The 16,100-nt window shown below is 59.2% G+C and carries 12 protein-coding genes; 7 read left to right on the top strand and 5 right to left on the bottom strand.

From position 1 onward, the window contains the following. Positions 1 to 178 precede the first annotated feature (178 nt). The 4 genes from glf to GSF67_RS18775 form a co-directional block, all read right to left on the bottom strand. Complete coding sequence (gene glf / locus GSF67_RS18790; protein WP_006313667.1) at positions 179 to 1,336, bottom strand: UDP-galactopyranose mutase; 1,158 nt, start codon at positions 1,334 to 1,336, stop codon at positions 179 to 181. A gap of 101 nt (positions 1,337 to 1,437) precedes the next feature. Beyond that, the gene (locus GSF67_RS18785) at positions 1,438 to 3,483 is read right to left on the bottom strand and encodes a hypothetical protein (protein WP_006313673.1); all 2,046 of its coding nucleotides are present in this window, start codon (positions 3,481 to 3,483) and stop codon (positions 1,438 to 1,440) included. 544 nt (positions 3,484 to 4,027) lie between these two features. Beyond that, a complete protein-coding gene (locus GSF67_RS18780) occupies positions 4,028 to 6,997 on the bottom strand; it encodes an S-layer family protein (protein ID WP_035215776.1) in 2,970 nt (989 codons plus the stop codon). A 756-nt stretch (positions 6,998 to 7,753) separates the two neighbouring features. Further along, a complete protein-coding gene (locus GSF67_RS18775) occupies positions 7,754 to 8,653 on the bottom strand; it encodes a LysR family transcriptional regulator (RefSeq protein WP_006313676.1) in 900 nt (299 codons plus the stop codon). Between the two features lie 118 nt (positions 8,654 to 8,771). On the opposite strand from GSF67_RS18775, the gene GSF67_RS18770 reads away from it, so the two are divergent. From GSF67_RS18770 to GSF67_RS18740, 7 genes are all read left to right on the top strand, one after another. Then, entirely contained in the window at positions 8,772 to 9,704 is a 933-nt protein-coding gene (locus tag GSF67_RS18770) for a VOC family protein (protein WP_035215778.1), read from the top strand. A 138-nt stretch (positions 9,705 to 9,842) separates the two neighbouring features. Further along, positions 9,843 to 10,532, top strand: a complete 690-nt coding sequence (locus tag GSF67_RS18765) for a hydrolase (RefSeq protein WP_006313678.1) — start codon at positions 9,843 to 9,845, stop codon at positions 10,530 to 10,532. A 73-nt stretch (positions 10,533 to 10,605) separates the two neighbouring features. Continuing rightward, the gene (locus GSF67_RS18760) at positions 10,606 to 10,893 is read left to right on the top strand and encodes a XapX domain-containing protein (protein WP_035215742.1); all 288 of its coding nucleotides are present in this window, start codon (positions 10,606 to 10,608) and stop codon (positions 10,891 to 10,893) included. Continuing rightward, entirely contained in the window at positions 10,893 to 12,875 is a 1,983-nt protein-coding gene (locus GSF67_RS18755; RefSeq protein WP_006313680.1) for an amidohydrolase, read from the top strand. Before GSF67_RS18760 ends, GSF67_RS18755 begins: the two co-directional genes overlap by 1 nt. Before the next feature lie 18 nt (positions 12,876 to 12,893). After that, positions 12,894 to 13,088, top strand: a complete 195-nt coding sequence (locus tag GSF67_RS18750; protein WP_006313685.1) for a hypothetical protein — start codon at positions 12,894 to 12,896, stop codon at positions 13,086 to 13,088. Beyond that, the gene (locus tag GSF67_RS18745; RefSeq protein ID WP_006313686.1) at positions 13,085 to 13,525 is read left to right on the top strand and encodes a DoxX family protein; all 441 of its coding nucleotides are present in this window, start codon (positions 13,085 to 13,087) and stop codon (positions 13,523 to 13,525) included. Before GSF67_RS18750 ends, GSF67_RS18745 begins: the two co-directional genes overlap by 4 nt. Continuing rightward, the gene (locus GSF67_RS18740) at positions 13,522 to 15,120 is read left to right on the top strand and encodes an MFS transporter (protein ID WP_006313687.1); all 1,599 of its coding nucleotides are present in this window, start codon (positions 13,522 to 13,524) and stop codon (positions 15,118 to 15,120) included. The genes GSF67_RS18745 and GSF67_RS18740 overlap by 4 nt, the downstream gene beginning before the upstream one ends. A 55-nt stretch (positions 15,121 to 15,175) precedes the next feature. Here GSF67_RS18740 and GSF67_RS18735 read toward each other — a convergent pair whose 3' ends face one another. After that, complete coding sequence (locus tag GSF67_RS18735) at positions 15,176 to 15,958, bottom strand: pyrroline-5-carboxylate reductase (protein ID WP_006313688.1); 783 nt, start codon at positions 15,956 to 15,958, stop codon at positions 15,176 to 15,178. Positions 15,959 to 16,100: the final 142 nt, after the last annotated feature.

The raw sequence follows: 16,100 nt of genomic DNA, 5'->3' as shown, positions 1-16,100 counted from the left end.
TTTCCTGCCCCCAGCCCCCGGAAGAGCATCGGTTACTCAGGTCCATCATTTTTCAGATGTTGAGTACGCAATTGGGCTTGCCTGAACCTTAAGTTGCGCTTCGGCCGATCGCCCTTTGCAATATTGAGTTCAGCACAGCAGAGGCTAGGACACCGGCATGCTCGCCGGCCGATAAGTCTCAGACGGGTGAATGCAGAAATGCCGGCATGGAACCGCCCTCTGATCGCCTGGCGAGATAGAGGCGGGCAGTGTCGAGCGCTTCGCGGATGGTCGCATCCATGTCGAGATAACGGTAGGTCCCGAGCCGTCCGACAAAGGTGACCGATGCCTCCCGTTCGGCCCGGGCCACATAATCGGCGAGCTGTTCTTTGTCCTCGACCAGCCGGATCGGATAATAGGGAATGTCCTGCGGGCCGCATTCGCGGGAGAACTCCCGGTAGCAGACGGAGCCGGCATGGTCTTCCCATGGCGAAAAATGCTTGTGTTCGGTGATACGGGTAAAGGGTACCGACACGTCGCCGTAATTCATCACCGCGCAGCCCTGATAGTCGCCGTCATAGGTGAACCGTTCGAAGTCGAGCGTCCGGTACGCCAGGCGGCCGAATTCGAAATCGAAATAGCCATCGAGCGGACCGGAGTAAAAGACGTGTCCGGTGGCCGGCGCTTCGGCGCGGTCAAAGCGCGTGCCGAGTTTTACCGTAATATTGGGGTGATCGAGGATGCGCTCGATCATGTCAGTATAACCGCTTTCCGGCATGCCCTGATATTTGTGGAAGAAGTAATTGTCGTCGTAATTGAAGCGCACGGGAAGGCGTTTCAGGATGGAGGCCGGCAGTTCCGTCGGCGAGCAGCCCCATTGCTTTTCGGTATATCCCTTGAAGAAAGCCTCATAGAGATCGCGCCCGACGAAGCGCAGCGCCTGCTCCTCGAAGGTCTGTGGATCGGTGATCGATTTGTCGGCCTTGTCCTCGATGAAGGTCCGCGCTTCATCGGGCCGGAAATTCTTGCCGAAGAACTGGTTGATCGTGTGCAGATTGACGGGAAGGGAGTAGACCTGCCCGCTGCTCGTCGTTTTGACGCGGTTCTTATAGGGCATGAAGGTCTGGAAGCTGTTGACGTATTCCCAGACTTCCCTGTCGTCAGTATGGAAAATATGCGGACCGTAAACATGCACCATGACGCCGGTTTCGTCGTCGCGTTCGGTGTAGCAATTGCCGGCAATGTGATCGCGGGCATCGAGGATGTCCACCCTATAGCCCGCCAGTGCAATCTCGCGGCCAATGACCGCGCCGGAAAGCCCGGCGCCCACAATGACAATTCTTTCGTCCGCGATCATTGGTAAGTCAGTCCTGTTCATCCATCGCCCCGCGGGCGGTCAAGATTTGCCGGGAGGTGCCGCATGGCATTTGTCCTGGCCGGTGCCGTTTGATGCGGCGCTCAATTGTCCGGGTTCTGCCAGAGGCGGCGGTCATAAGGGATCGGCGCGTAATCGTGCCATTGCCTCAGCTTCTTCAGGTAGCGCTCGCGGTAGCTCTGTTCGTCCTCGAACTCGATGTTTTCCAGCAGCGCTTCAGCACCCGCTTCATAATAAATATCGAGATTGCTGAGATCGGGCACCGGGGTCTCGCCGCGCTCGCATTCGCCCTGCATTTGCCAGAAGAGTTCTTCCAGACGCCGTGCGAGCGCAGGGATATCCCGCAGGACGCTCGTCTCGCGCTGCCGGGCGATCGATTCCCTGACCTCCAGAAGGCTTTGGCGGTCTCGCTCGAAACCGATGGCACGGGCGACATAATCTTCCGGTGAAGAGCAGATCATCTCCGGCACGCCCGCTGCGGTGACGATGCTGCCGCAGAAGCGGGCGGCGAAGGTCTTGCCGGACATGGTGAGGACGGGCAGGCCTGAGGTTATCGCATCCGATGCCGTGGAGTGCGCGCCATAGGGGAATGTGTCGAGAAACAGATCGGCAAGGCCGATGCGGGCAATATGCTGCGGGTTCTGGGCCTTCGGTGCGAAGACGAGCCGCTCGGACGCAACGCCGCTCTTTTCCGCAAGGTCTCGCAGGCGTTGATTGACGTCATCATCCCCCGTCAGCAGCCATAGCAGGCTGCCGGGCGTCTCCGACAGGATGGTCATCCATCGTGCGAAGCAGTTTTCGGTGATCTTCTGCATGCCGTTGAAGCTGGCATAAACGAAGGCATCCTCCGGCAGTCCGACGTCGGCACGGCTCGGCCGGGCGGCGATGGGCCGCTTGCGGTCGAGCGGCTGGTCGCAGGCGATGCGCAGCACCTTCTCGGAATAATAGATTTCGTTCTCCGGCGGGATCATGTAGCCGTCAGAGATCAGATATTGATGGAACGGGCTGCCCATCGATCCGGGGTAACCGCAGAAGCTGACGATGACAGGTGCAGGACGATAGGCGAAGATTTTCGCGCGCGCGTCCTTGGTGTAGCCATTCACGTCGATCAATATATCGATCTCGTCGGCGATGATCTGTGATGCGGCGGTGGCATCGTCCACACCGTGAATATCCCTCCAGCAATGGACTGCGGCCTTGATGCGTTCCTGCGTGCTGTCAGTGCTGCGGACATTGCCGCAATAATAGGCGAAGACCTCTAGGCTGTCCTTGTCATGCAGTTCCAGAACTTCGCAAAGGGCGAAGCCGACGGCGTGATCTCGAAGATCCGATGAGAGGTAACCGACGCGCAGACGCTGACCGGTGCCGGATTTCTGCTTCGGTGATCTTCGCGGAAAACGGCTGAGGTCCGGACGCGCGCCGATCAGCGTTTTGCTGAGGCGATAAGCCTTGGCCAGCTGGAATATCGGGTCGTCGGCGTAACAGCTCAGCGTCAGCGACGACATCGCATCGAGCATCTTGCGCGCAGGAATGTGGTTCGAAGGAGCGAGGATCGGCCACTTGCACTGACGCTGTCGCAACGATGCCCAGTGCTGGCCGGCTTCCGGCAGTTCTGGCCGCAGTTCAAATGCCTGCAGCAAAGCGGTTTCGGCCTCTTCGAGCTTGCCGGCGCCTTCGAGAACCCGGCCCATGTTCTGCAGGGTCATGTGCCGATGGCCGATCGTCTCGGCGTCGACATTTTTCGTCGCCTCGGCATAATGCGACCATTGCTCCACCGCGTGGCCAATCAGCCCGGCATCTTCAAGCGCGCGGCCGAGATTGATGTGGCCGGGAGCAAATTCCGGATTGGCCTTCAGACACGCCCGGAACGCCTGTACCGCACCTGCGCGATCGCCCAGCTGGTTGAGCATGACGGCATAGTTGAAATAGGCGAGATGGATCGTCGGGTTATTGTCGTTGAATGCGACCCAGGTCTTGTAAAGCTCTGCCGCAGCGGCCTGCTGGCCGGCGGCATTGAGCGCCTCTGATACGCTCAGCAGATCCATGAGGCTCAACCGTTGGTTCCGCGCGAGATCGAGGGCGCTGGGAGCGGCGGCGTCGTTTGAAGGAGAGGCGTGGTTGGCGGTCATGACATCCTGCGGCAAGGCGACAAAGGGTCGAAGATAAAACAGCCTGTTGATGGGCCGTCTTTAGCTATCGCAGATAACTTGCCTGTGGCTGGATGTGTTTAAAGCCGGATTGCCTGCCCGGATCGTCCGCTGGCCCGGAGAGGTGAAATGACCCTCTAGTTAAACGGCGGCTTCCGAAGCGCTGGCGCAGTCATGCGAAGCGATGATTGCTCACATGTTCTGCGGATGGGGATGTTTCATCCCGCCGTTATCATGATGATTGAAGGGTTGATCTAACAAAATTGCCGTTCCCCTCACGCATGAAGTATCGAAAAGAAAAGACGATGTAATCGTTGCCAATGGTGAGGGTATTGATTGCGGTTTATGGGTAGATAGAACTATCGCGTATTTCACTGAAAAAATAAGCGATTTTGAGGGTTGGCGCGGCGATGGATATTTTCGCCAAGAGATACTGATCGCTCTTTTGAAACATTCTGGAAGGTTATTTCAAACGTACCACGACGCGGCTTTTGGCCGCGTCGTGTGTTGTCTGGGTTCTTAAGCCTTATACTGTCTTGTAGGCTTTGATGACCGCCTCGACCTGGGCATCGTTCATGACCTTCATCTGCTGGGCCGAAAGTGCTCCAGCCTGCGCGCTGCTGAGGCCGCCAATGGCCGCAGTGGAAAGACCGGCAATGGCGTTGGCGCCAATGGCCTTGATCTCGTCTGTCGAGAACAGGGCCAGCTCGGTGCTGTCGAGCGTCGCGACCTGAGCAGAGTTCAGACCTGCGACCTGCTCGGATGTGAGGGCCTTGATCTGGTCTGTCGAGAGCGCTGCGAACTGCGTCGTGGACAATGCTGCCGCCTGTGTCTTGCTGAGTGCGGCGATGTTGCCGGTGCTGAGCTTGGTGGCATCAAGTCCGCCGAGAGCCTTGGCGGTGATCGCCTTGACTTCGTCCGCCGTGAAGGTGGCGAGGTTCGCGGAGTTGAAGGCGTTGAGCTGCGTCGAAGACATGCCGGCAATCTGGGTCTTCGTCAGTGCGGATGCGTTGTCGGTGGTAAGCGCCGCCAGAGCTGCGGCAGACAGACCGGAGACGGCAGTAGCGCCGATCGCCTTGATCTCATCGGTGGAGAAGAGAGCCAGTTCGTCGCTGCTCAGTGTTGCAACCTGCGCGGAGGTGAGGCCGGCAACCTGGTCGGAGGTGAGAGCCTTGATCTGGTCGGTCGACATGGCAGCGAACTGTGTCGTCGACAGCGCCGAAACCTGTGCCTTGCTGAGGGCTGCGACGTTGCCGGTGCTGAGCTTGGTGACATCCAGACCGGCCAGCGCCTTGGTGGTGACCGCCTTGATCTCGTCTGCCGTGAAGGTAGCGAGATTTGCGGAGGTGAGGGCGTTGAGCTGCGTGGATGAGAGACCAGCAATCTGCGTCTTCGTCAGTGCGGATGCATTGTCGGTGGTAAGCGCCGCCAGAGCCGCAGCAGACAGGCCCGCAACGGCGTTGGCGGCGATCGACTTGATTTCGTCGGTGGCGAAGAGAGCCAGTTCGTCGCTGCTCAGTGTCGCAACCTGGGCAGAGTTGAGGCCCGAAACCTGCTCGGAGTTGAGAGCCTTGATCTGGTCGGTCGACAGGGCTGCAAACTGCGTCGAGGAAAGCGATGTAACCTGCGCTTTGGTCAGCGCGGCGATGTTGCCGGTGCTGAGCTTGGTGACATCGAGACCGCCGAGAGCCTTGGTGGTGATCGCCTTGATCTCGTCTGCAGAGAAGGTGGCAAGGTTTGCGGAGGTCAGGGCATTGATCTGCGTGGACGACATGCCCGCGATCTGGGTCTTCGTCAGTGCGGATGCATTGTCGGTGGTAAGCGCCGCCAGGGCTGCGGCAGACAGGCCGGCAACGGCGTTGGCGCCGATCGCCTTGATCTCGTCGGTGGAGAAGAGAGCCAGTTCGTCGCTGCTGAGCGTCGCAACCTGCGCGGAGCTGAGACCGGCGACCTGTTCGGAGGTGAGGGCCTTGATCTGGTCGGTCGACATGGCAGCGAACTGTGTCGTCGACAGCGCCGAAACCTGTGCCTTGCTGAGGGCTGCGACGTTGCCGGTGCTGAGCTTGGTCACATCGAGGCCGGCCAGTGCCTTGGTGCTGATGGCCTTGACTTCATCGGCGGAGAAAGTGGCGATGCTGCCTGATGTCAGGGCATTGAGCTGTGTCGAAGACAGACCAGCGATCTGCGTCTTCGTCAGTGCGGTTGCATTGCCGGTGGTGAGGGCAGCCAGGGCTGCTGTGGAAAGGCCAGCGACCGCATTGGCGCTGAAGGCGCTGATCTCATCGGTGGAGAAGAGAGCCAGTTCGTCGCTGCTGAGCGTCGCAACCTGCGCGGAGCTGAGACCGGCGACCTGCTCGGATGTGAGGGCCTTGATCTGGTCGGTCGACATGGCTGCGAACTGTGTTGAGGACAGCGATGCGGCCTGGGTTTTGGTCAGCGCGGCGATGTTGCCGGTGCTGAGCTTGGTAACATCGAGACCGGCCAGCGCCTTGGTGCTGATGGCCTTGATCTCGTCTGCAGAGAAGGTGGCAAGGTTGGCGGAGGTCAGGGCATTCAGCTGTGTCGAAGACAGACCCGCGATCTGCGTCTTCGTCAGTGCTGCAGCGTTGTCGGTGGTAAGCGCCGCCAGGGCTGCGACAGACAGGCCGGCAACGGCGTTGGCGCCGATCGCCTTGATCTCGTCGGTGGAGAAGAGAGCCAGTTCGTCGCTGCTGAGCGTCGCGACCTGCGCGGAGCTGAGACCGGCGACCTGATCGGATGTGAGGGCCTTGATCTGGTCGGTCGACATGGCAGCGAACTGTGTCGTCGACAGCGCCGAAACCTGTGCCTTGCTGAGGGCTGCGATGTTGCCGGTGCTGAGTTTGGTGACATCGAGGCCAGCGAGGATCTTGTTGCTGATCGCCTTGACTTCGTCCGCCGAGAAGGTTGCAAGGCTGCCCGACGTGAGCGCGTTGAACTGCGTGGAAGACATGGCGGCGATCTGGGACTTCGTCAGTGCGGCTGCATTGTCGGTGCTGAGACCGGCGATAGCCGCCGCGGAAAGACCTGCGATGGCATTGGCGCTGATCGACTTGATCTCGTCGGTGGTGAAGAGAGCGAGTTCGTCGCTGCTCAGCGTTGCGACCTGGGCGGAGCTGAGCCCTGCGACCTGAGAGGAGTTAAGCGCCTTGATCTGGTCGGTCGACATGGCGTCGATCTGGCTGGCATAAAGTGCCGTGACCTGGGACGAAGACAGGCTGCTGACCTGGGCGGAGCTCAGTTTCGCCATCTGGGTGAGCGTCAGGCCCTTGACCGCCGTTACTGAAATGGCGCGGAGGTCTTCGGAGCTGAAAAGAGCAAGGTTATCCGTGCTCAACGAGGCGATCTGAGACGAAGAGAGAGCCTTGATCTTGGTGCTATCAAGAGCATTTACGTCTTCCGACGTCAGGCCGGCGATCGTCGACGTGGAAAGCTTGGAAATCTGCACAGCAGACAGTGAAGAGAGGATCGAAGTCATGAACGTGTCCTTTACCGAATGGCGGATGGTCACGCCTATCTGCTGCCAGACACTGCCCATGATGACAGGAACCCGGCATCCGCAAATAAAGCGAAATTGTGGAGAACATGGCTCATGTGAACCTGCGCTGGAAACGCTTCATGCAATTCGAGCCGGAGATCGGACCCGGATTTTCCACGCTAGCTTGTGCGAATGCCGCTAATAATTTCTTGCCGCTTAAGAAGCTCACGACGTGCGTGTCATATCAGGCGAACATTTAAAGCCGAGTTAATATTTAGAGTGGCGCCATCTATTCTTGGTAGATGCATATTTTAGATTCTAGTGAAGTATAAAATAAAGCGGACAAGTGTCGGTTTGGCCATCTTTCACTGCCAGAAACCAGATGCGTTCGCTATCGTATAGGTAGCATGACTTCGGGATGGCAGGAGTATCGGGTTCTGGTTGTCGGTCTCGCCCTAAACTGAATAACGATGCTTGGTAGGGGCTGATGAAGTTATGTAACGCTTGCCCGCCGGGGTTGAAAAATCGTTTTTTTCTTGATTCTCTACGCTGGTATTAGATTTTTTTAAAATCGGAAGCTGTTTTTAGGCCATGACAATGCTTCAGTCGGGCAGATGCGACGAATAGGCTAATTCAGCCATACGCTGATGACGACATTCCGCAAACGGGCGTCGAAAGAGCCTTCCCGCTATTGCAGTCAGATCGCTCTTATAACCGCCGCCCTTCCGCGCGTCGTCATGCTGGAATGTGCCGGCTCTAGTCGAGCGCCACCATATGGGCCGTCAACTGTTCTTCGAAGAATTTCGAGAAGGTGGCGATGCGCGGCGGCAGGGTCTGATAGGGCGGATAATAGAGCGTCAGCCAGAGTTCCGGTGGGGCCCAGCCCGGCAGAATATGGACAAGCCGGCCGCTGCGGATATGTTCGGCGATATGAAATCCCGGCAGCATGGCCACACCTGCGCCATCGGCTGCCATATCGGCCAGAACCTCGCCATTATTGGCGCTGAAGGCGCGACCGGCCGTTATGGTGATGCTCGATCCGCCATCCGAGAGGATCCAGTTTTCCCGCCGGCTTTCACCGCTATAGGCAAGGCAATCGTCAGGGGTGAGGTCGCTTGGATGTTTCATCTGTGTGAACCGGCTGCCCGGTGCCGCCACCAGGATTCTCGGCACAGCCCTGATCTTGCGCCAGATGGTGAATTTGTCTGACGGGGCCGACGAAATGCGGATCGCCAGATCGTAGTCGTCATCGACAATATTGACCAGGCCGTCCGACAGGGAAATCTCGAAACACATTTTCGGATACAATTCCCGGAAACCCGACAGGATCGGCGGCAGCACCGTCTTGCCGAGCCATGTCGGCGCGCTGATCCTGAGCCGGCCCTCATCGGCCTTGTGGGCGTTGCGGACATCGCGCCGGGCATTCTCCAGCGCCTCGACCGCAGGCTGTATCTGCGCGGCGAAGACGGCGCCATCTGTGGTCAGCGATACCTGCCGGGTGGTGCGGACGAATAGTTGCACACCGAGATCACATTCGAGCGCGGCAATAGCGCGCGTGACGCCGGCGGCCGTCATGCTGAGTTCGCGGGCGACCTGCGCGAAATTGCGCTTCTCGGCCGCCATCAGAAAGATTTTGAGAGCTTTGTGATCGTTCATCGCATTATTTCAAAAATCGCAATTCATTCGAGAGAAATATTGCAATTCCGCAACGTGATCAAGCGGGTTACATCTTTGTCCATCGAAACAAACACAGCGACCACGAAAGGCGCCGATGATGATCAAGGATATCAAGGGCCTGCACCACGTTACCTCGATGGCGTCGGATGCGCGGCAGAACAACAGCTTTTTCACCGATACGCTCGGCCTGCGCCGGGTGAAGAAGACCGTCAACTTCGACGAACCCAGCGTTTATCACCTTTATTATGGTGATGAAATGGGAACGCCCGGCACGGTGATGACCTATTTTCCTTTCGACCACATGATGGCGGGCCGCCCCGGCGTGGGTGAGGTGGGCGAGACGCAGTTCTCCATCCCGAAGGGTGCCATGGGCTTCTGGAAAGACCGGCTGATTGCAAAGGGCGCCGCCGGCATTCAGGCCGACACGGTCTTCGGCGCCAATCGCCTGCGTTTCACCGGTCCCGATGGCGATGGCCTGGCCCTGATCGAAACGGCAAATGATGGACGCGCCGCCTGGCAGGCCGAGGGCATTTCCGAGGAAAACGCCATACGCGGTTTCTCCGGTGCACGCTTCAACCTGAATGACACGACTGCCACCGAAGAACTTCTTCGCTTCATGGGATATGAGCGGGCCGATGCCGAGGGCAACGTAACGCGTTATGTCATTCCCGGCGGCAACGGGGCCGATACGATCGATCTTGCGACCCTGCCGAATACGCCCTTTGCCCGTCAGGGAGCAGGTTCGGTCCACCATATCGCCTTTGCGGTCGAAAACCGCGAAAAGCAGCTGGAAGTGCGCAAGGCCCTGATGGATACTGGTTACCAGGTCACCCCCGTCATCGATCGCGATTATTTCTGGGCAATCTATTTCCGGACGCCGGGCGGAATCCTGTTCGAGATCGCAACCAATGAACCCGGTTTCGACCGCGACGAGGATACCGCGCATCTGGGCGAAGCGCTGAAGCTGCCCAGCCGCTACGAGCCTTTCCGCAACCAGATCGAGGCGAACCTGGTGTCGCTCGCCGCATAGGCGGATCGCTGATCCGTATCGACTGACCATACCATTCCGCCTTCTCAAGACGGCTGCCCCTGACGGACAGCCGGTCAGCGAAGCCTTGTCAATTTCACCGCCGTAGACCGGCAATCACCACCTGAACGGAGAACCACCATGTCGAAGCTTGAAGTCCTCACGCCCGCAAACAGCCAGTTGATCTTCATCGACCAGCAGCCGCAGATGGCTTTCGGTGTGCAGTCGATCGACCGCCAGACCCTGAAGAACAATGTCGTCGGCCTCGCCAAGGCGGCAAAGATCTTCAACATCCCGACAACCATCACCACGGTCGAAACGGAAAGCTTCTCCGGCAACACCTTCCCGGAGCTGCTCGCGGTCTTCCCGGAAAACGATATTCTCGAACGTACCTCGATGAATTCCTGGGATGACCAGAATGTCCGCGATGCGCTGGCGAAAAATGCCGCCACCGGCCGCAAGAAGATCGTCGTCTCCGGTCTGTGGACGGAAGTGTGCAACACCACCTTCGCACTCTCGGCGCTGCATGATGTCGCGGATTACGAGATCTACATGGTGGCGGATGCCTCCGGCGGCACTTCTCTCGATGCGCATAAATATGCCATGGACCGCATGGTGCAGGCGGGTGTCATTCCCGTCACCTGGCAGCAGGTGCTGCTGGAATGGCAGCGCGACTGGGCTCGCAAGGAAACCTATGACGCCGTCACCTCGCTGGTGAAGGAACATTCCGGTGCCTACGGCATGGGCATCGATTATGCCGTCACCCATGTTCATGGTGGTGCAGAGCGCGTCAAGCACGGCAAGCGCATCGGCCCGAACCCCGCGAGATAAGCTTTCAGCCATGCCACGCCGGCGGGACCAGTATCCCGGCCGGCGCGGCTTTATCCATCCAAAGGAGGTTTCCATGAAAGTCTATCTTCTGTCGCTTGGCGCCGGCCTGCTGGTCGGCATCGTCTACAGCCTGCTTAACGTGCGCTCGCCCGCGCCGCCCGTGATTGCGCTTGTCGGTCTGCTGGGCATCTTGGTCGGAGAACAGATCATCCCCTTCGCAAGGACGATCATCGACAGGGAACCGGCCGCCGTTTCGTGGTTCAACCAGATCAAGCCGCACATGTTCGGCCATATGCCCAAGGGTGGTTCTGAAACGGCTCTCGCGCAGACGCAGCAGCCGACCAACCGGGAGAAAAGCTGATGCCGACACGACGCACTTTCCTCGGCGCGGCATCCAGTCTCGCCTTTCCGAATCTGTTTTCACCGGCTAAGGCCGCTGATCCCATCAAGAGCGGAGCTTCGTCCATGCATCCAGATACCATCCTTCACAATGGCCGCGTCACGACACTTGATCGCGGCAATCCGAATGCAACGGCAGTCGCCATCAAGGATGGTCTGTTTGTTGAAGTGGGAAGCGATGCCGAGGTCATGGCCCTTGCCGGGCCGGAAACGAAGATCATCGATCTCAAGGGCAAGCGCGTGCTGCCCGGCCTGATCGACAACCACACCCACGTCATTCGTGGCGGTCTGAACTTCAACATGGAACTGCGCTGGGACGGCGTTCGCTCGCTTGCCGATGCCATGGACATGCTGAAGCGTCAGGTGGCAATCACGCCGGCCCCGCAATGGGTGCGCGTCGTTGGTGGTTTCACCGAGCATCAATTCGTTGAAAAGCGTCTGCCGACCATCGAGGAAATCAATGCGGTGGCGCCGGATACGCCGGTCTTCCTTCTGCATCTCTACGACCGGGCGCTGTTGAACGGTGCAGCCCTGCGCGCCGTTGGCTATACCAAGGATACGCCGAACCCGCCTGGCGGCGAGATTACCCGCGATGCCCACGGCAATCCCACGGGTCTGCTGCTCGCCAAGCCGAATGCCGGCATTCTCTATTCGACGCTTGCCAAGGGGCCGAAACTGCCGCTCGACTATCAGGTCAATTCCACCCGCCACTTCATGCGTGAGCTGAACCGGCTGGGTGTGACCGGCGTGATCGACGCCGGTGGCGGTTTCCAGAATTATCCTGACGATTACGAGGTGATCCAGAAGCTGTCGGATGAGAACCAGATGACGGTTAGGCTGGCCTACAACCTCTTCACGCAGAAGCCGAAGCAGGAAAAGGAGGACTTCCTCAACTGGACGTCATCGGTCAAATACAAGCAGGGCAACGATTATTTCCGGCATAATGGTGCGGGCGAAATGCTGGTGTTTTCCGCCGCCGATTTCGAGGATTTCCGTCAGCCGCGGCCGGATATGCCACCGGAGATGGAAGGCGAACTCGAAGATGTCGTCCGGATTCTGGCGGAAAATCGCTGGCCGTGGCGCCTGCACGCCACCTATGACGAGACCATCTCCCGGGCGCTGGACGTTTTCGAAAAGGTCAACCGCGATATCCCGCTCGAAGGGCTGAACTGGTTCTTCGACCATGCCGAAACGATCTCCGATCGCTCGATCGATCGCATCGCCGCCCTTGGTGGTGGCATCGCGACCCAGCATCGCATGGCCTATCAGGGCGAATATTTCGTCGAACGTTATGGCCAGGGCGTGGCGGAAGCCACACCGCCGATTGCGCGGATGCTGGAAAAGGGCGTGAACGTCTCGGCGGGCACGGATGCAACGCGCGTTGCCTCCTATAATCCGTGGGTGTCGCTGTTCTGGATGGTAACCGGCAAGACCGTTGGCGGCATGCAGCTTTATCCACGCGCCAATTGCCTCGACCGTGAAACGGCGCTGCGCATGTGGACGGAAAAGGTCACCTGGTTCTCCAACGAAGAAGGCAAGAAGGGCCGCATCGAGAAAGGGCAGTTCGCCGATCTCGTCGTGCCGGACAAGGATTATTTCTCCTGCGCGGAAGATGAAATATCCTTCCTCACCTCGGAACTGACCATGGTGGGTGGCAAGATCGTTTATGGTGCCGGCGACTTCAGGGTGCTTGATGAGAGCAATATTCCGCCCGCCATGCCCGACTGGTCGCCGGTCCGCACCTTCGGCGGATATGCCGCCTGGGGCGAGCCGCAGGGTGCCGGAAAGAACTCGCTGAGACGCGCCGCCATCACCTCCTGCGGTTGCGCCAGTGATTGCGGTGTTCATGGTCACGACCATGCCGGTGCCTGGACATCGAAACTGCCGATTGCCGATCTGAAGGGCTTTTTCGGCGCATTGGGCTGCTCCTGCTGGGCAGTCTGAGCCTGATCGACAAGAGAAATGCAACGGGCGACGCACGCCGCCGCCCGTTGCCTGCAAACCTCGGACGGCAACAAAAAGAATATTGCAGATTATGCAATTATATCGAAACAATTGATGCAATTGTTGGCGGCAATCCTTTGCGCCAATATCGCTCCATCAGATGAACGCAGCGCCGCATACATCGACGGCCAGATCGCAGGAGCATTAAAATGACTGATCCATCTTCGACCCTTCGCCTTCGCGGGCTTCTTGCTGAAATCGTCGCCGCGCCTGTCACACGAACCGCGGCACTTCTGGCGCTTTGTTCGGCCTATATTCAGGGGCCGCTCACCAAGATCTTTGATTTTCCCGGCGCGATTGCCGAGATGAACCATTTTGGCCTGCAGCCAGCGGCGGCATTTGCCGTTTTTGTCATTATTTTTGAACTCACCGCCTCCGCCATGGTGGTATCGGGTGTCCTGCGCTGGGCGGGTGCTTTGGCGCTTTCGGGCTTCACGCTTCTTGCGACCTTCATCGCTCTCCGGTTCTGGGAAATGGCACCCGGCATGGACCGCATGATGGCCACCAATGCCTTCTTCGAACATCTCGGTCTGGCCGGCGCCTTTGTTATCGTCGCTGCAATCGATCTCACGAAAGGAACAGGCAAATGAGTGCCGCAAAATCCTCGGCGAGCAGCTTTGCTCCTCTTGCGCAACCGGTTTTCGCCGTCCTCTGGGCCGCGACGGTTCTCGGCAATACCGGCAGCTTCATGCGTGATGTCGCCAGTTCATGGTTGATGACCGATCTTTCGGCCTCGCCGGCGGCGGTCGCGTTGGTTCAGGCGGCCGGAACCCTGCCGATCTTTCTTCTGGCGATCCCGGCCGGCGTGCTGACCGATATTCTCGACCGCCGCAAATTCCTGATCGCAGTCCAGCTGCTGCTGGCCTCGGTCAGCGTCACCCTCATGGTTCTCGCCCATACCGGCATGTTGTCCGTCAGCGCCCTGATCGGCCTCACCTTCCTTGGCGGCATCGGTGCGGCACTGATGGGGCCGACCTGGCAGGCCATCGTGCCGGAACTGGTGAAGCGCGAGGACATCAAGAGCGCCGTGGCGCTGAATTCGCTCGGCATCAACATCGCCCGTTCCATCGGCCCCGCTGTCGGCGGCATCCTGCTTGCGGCCTTCGGTGCTGCCTTTACCTATGGTGCCGATGTCGCGAGCTATTTCTTTGTCATCGCCGCTCTTCTGTGGTGGCCACGGGCGAAGAACGCCAATGATGCACTTCAGGAGAATTTCTTCGGTGCATTCCGGGCCGGCCTTCGTTACACCCGCGCCAGCCGGCCACTGCATGTCGTCCTGCTGCGGGCCGCGATCTTCTTTGCTTTCGCCAGTGCCGTCTGGGCGCTGTTGCCTCTGGTCGCCCGGCAATTGCTGGGTGGAGATGCGAGTTTCTACGGTATCCTGCTCGGCGCCGTCGGGGCCGGTGCGATCGCCGGTGCGCTGGTCATGCCGAAGCTGCGTGCCCGTTTTGATGCCGATGGCCTGCTTCTGGGTGCCGCCATCGTCACCGCGCTCGTCATGGCCGGGCTGTCGTTCGCACCGCCGAAATGGCTTGCCATCATCATCCTGCTGTTCCTCGGCGGCGCCTGGATCACGGCACTGACGACGCTCAATGGCGCAGCCCAGGCGATCTTGCCGAACTGGGTGCGGGGTCGTGGTCTGGCGGTTTATCTCACCGTCTTTAATGGTGCGATGACGGCGGGCAGCATTGGCTGGGGTGCTGTGGGTGAAGCCGCGGGTGTGCCGGGCACCCTGCTGATCGGTGCAGCCGGTCTCTTCATCGCCGGCCTCATCATGCATCGCCTGAAACTGCCTGCGGGTGATGCGGATATGGTGCCGTCCAACCATTGGCCCGAACCGCTCGTTGCCGAGCCTGTGGCCCATGATCGCGGCCCGGTTCTGATCCTGATCGAATATACTGTCGAGAAGCATCACCGTTCGGCTTTCCTGCATGCCTTGGACGAACTCTCCCAGGAGCGCCGCCGCGATGGAGCCTATGGCTGGGGTGTCACCGAAGACTCCGCCGATCCGCAGAAGATCGTGGAATGGTTCATGGTGGAATCCTGGGCTGAGCATCTGCGCCAGCACAAGCGGGTTTCCCATGCCGATGCGGATTTGCAGGGCAAGGTGCTTGCTTACCATTCCGGGCTGGAAAAGCCTGTCGTGCGCCACTTCCTCACGATCAATCGTCCAGGAAAAGCATAAACAGAAAGGGGCCGAAAGGCCCCTTTTTCGTTCTCGTTTTTTTAAAGCCCGCCGGTTATTGCGCGATCCGCTCCATCACCCGGCTCAATGCCTCTTTCAGCGCATTGGAACCGCCATTTCTGTCGAAGTCCTGCATGACCTGCTCGTTGAGGCCGCCCTTGGTGGCGAATTCGCGGCTCATCTCGGTGAAATCAGTCTTGCCGCCTGACAGCAGGGCCACTTCGGAGAGACCGGCAAAGAGGGGCGTGACATAGGCCCGCGCCTTGTCTTCCGGCAGGCCGTTCTCCGTCAGCCACTCCGTTGTTGTTTGCAGGATGCCGAAATAGGTGGCCATCAGCGCACTGGCGGCGGCCAGAAGGTCGTATTCCGCTTTTGTTTCGCATTCTACCGCATCGCCGAGCACGTTGAAGATCGCGGCGGTATCGGTATCGGCGGGATAAATCGCGGTGACGCCCTTACGCCGGGCGACGAAGGGCAGCGGGATCGCTTGGGCGAGACGTACATCCGCACCGATCCAGTCCAGAAGCGCGTCGCGGCTGGTTGCGGCCACGACGCTGATGACCTTCTGCCCGTCCCGGAACCGCAGAGGCCGGATGACCTCTTCGGCGATCTGCGGACGGATTGCCAGCATGACGGTATCGCAGCCATCAACGATCATCTGATTGTCACCGGAGATGATCACCTGCGGAAAATCGGCGGCAAGTCTGGCCGAGATATCCGCACTGCGCTGGGACACCATGACATGCGGTACGGCGGCGGGCTTGGCAAGCAGGCCGCGCACCATCGCATCGGTGATGGCACCCGTTCCGATGAAACCGATTTTCTGGGGAAGGGACATGAATACTCCACTGCGGCGAATGGGCCGACAGAGGCATCGGCTGTGTCATTTCCATCCGATGCTAAGTTTTCTGCCGGGAATTGTCGACAAGCAGATAGCGTTTAATTTGCGATTGAAACGAAGCCCGCCACACTCGATGATG

The organism is Agrobacterium sp. CGMCC 11546, assembly GCF_013365515.1.
Lineage (GTDB): Bacteria > Pseudomonadota > Alphaproteobacteria > Rhizobiales > Rhizobiaceae > Agrobacterium > Agrobacterium fabrum.
This window is presented reverse-complemented; position numbering and strand designations above follow the sequence as displayed.

What these genes read in the sequence shown, in the direction of transcription:
- glf (WP_006313667.1), bottom strand. Translation starts at nt 1,336, where the DNA reads ATGATCGCGGACGAAAGAATTGTCATTGTGGGCGCCGGGCTTTCCGGC.
- GSF67_RS18785 (WP_006313673.1), bottom strand. Translation starts at nt 3,483, where the DNA reads ATGACCGCCAACCACGCCTCTCCTTCAAACGACGCCGCCGCTCCCAGC.
- GSF67_RS18780 (WP_035215776.1), bottom strand. Translation starts at nt 6,997, where the DNA reads ATGACTTCGATCCTCTCTTCACTGTCTGCTGTGCAGATTTCCAAGCTT.
- GSF67_RS18775 (WP_006313676.1), bottom strand. Translation starts at nt 8,653, where the DNA reads ATGAACGATCACAAAGCTCTCAAAATCTTTCTGATGGCGGCCGAGAAG.
- GSF67_RS18770 (WP_035215778.1), top strand. Translation starts at nt 8,772, where the DNA reads ATGATCAAGGATATCAAGGGCCTGCACCACGTTACCTCGATGGCGTCG.
- GSF67_RS18765 (WP_006313678.1), top strand. Translation starts at nt 9,843, where the DNA reads ATGTCGAAGCTTGAAGTCCTCACGCCCGCAAACAGCCAGTTGATCTTC.
- GSF67_RS18760 (WP_035215742.1), top strand. Translation starts at nt 10,606, where the DNA reads ATGAAAGTCTATCTTCTGTCGCTTGGCGCCGGCCTGCTGGTCGGCATC.
- GSF67_RS18755 (WP_006313680.1), top strand. Translation starts at nt 10,893, where the DNA reads ATGCCGACACGACGCACTTTCCTCGGCGCGGCATCCAGTCTCGCCTTT.
- GSF67_RS18750 (WP_006313685.1), top strand. Translation starts at nt 12,894, where the DNA reads ATGCAACGGGCGACGCACGCCGCCGCCCGTTGCCTGCAAACCTCGGAC.
- GSF67_RS18745 (WP_006313686.1), top strand. Translation starts at nt 13,085, where the DNA reads ATGACTGATCCATCTTCGACCCTTCGCCTTCGCGGGCTTCTTGCTGAA.
- GSF67_RS18740 (WP_006313687.1), top strand. Translation starts at nt 13,522, where the DNA reads ATGAGTGCCGCAAAATCCTCGGCGAGCAGCTTTGCTCCTCTTGCGCAA.
- GSF67_RS18735 (WP_006313688.1), bottom strand. Translation starts at nt 15,958, where the DNA reads ATGTCCCTTCCCCAGAAAATCGGTTTCATCGGAACGGGTGCCATCACC.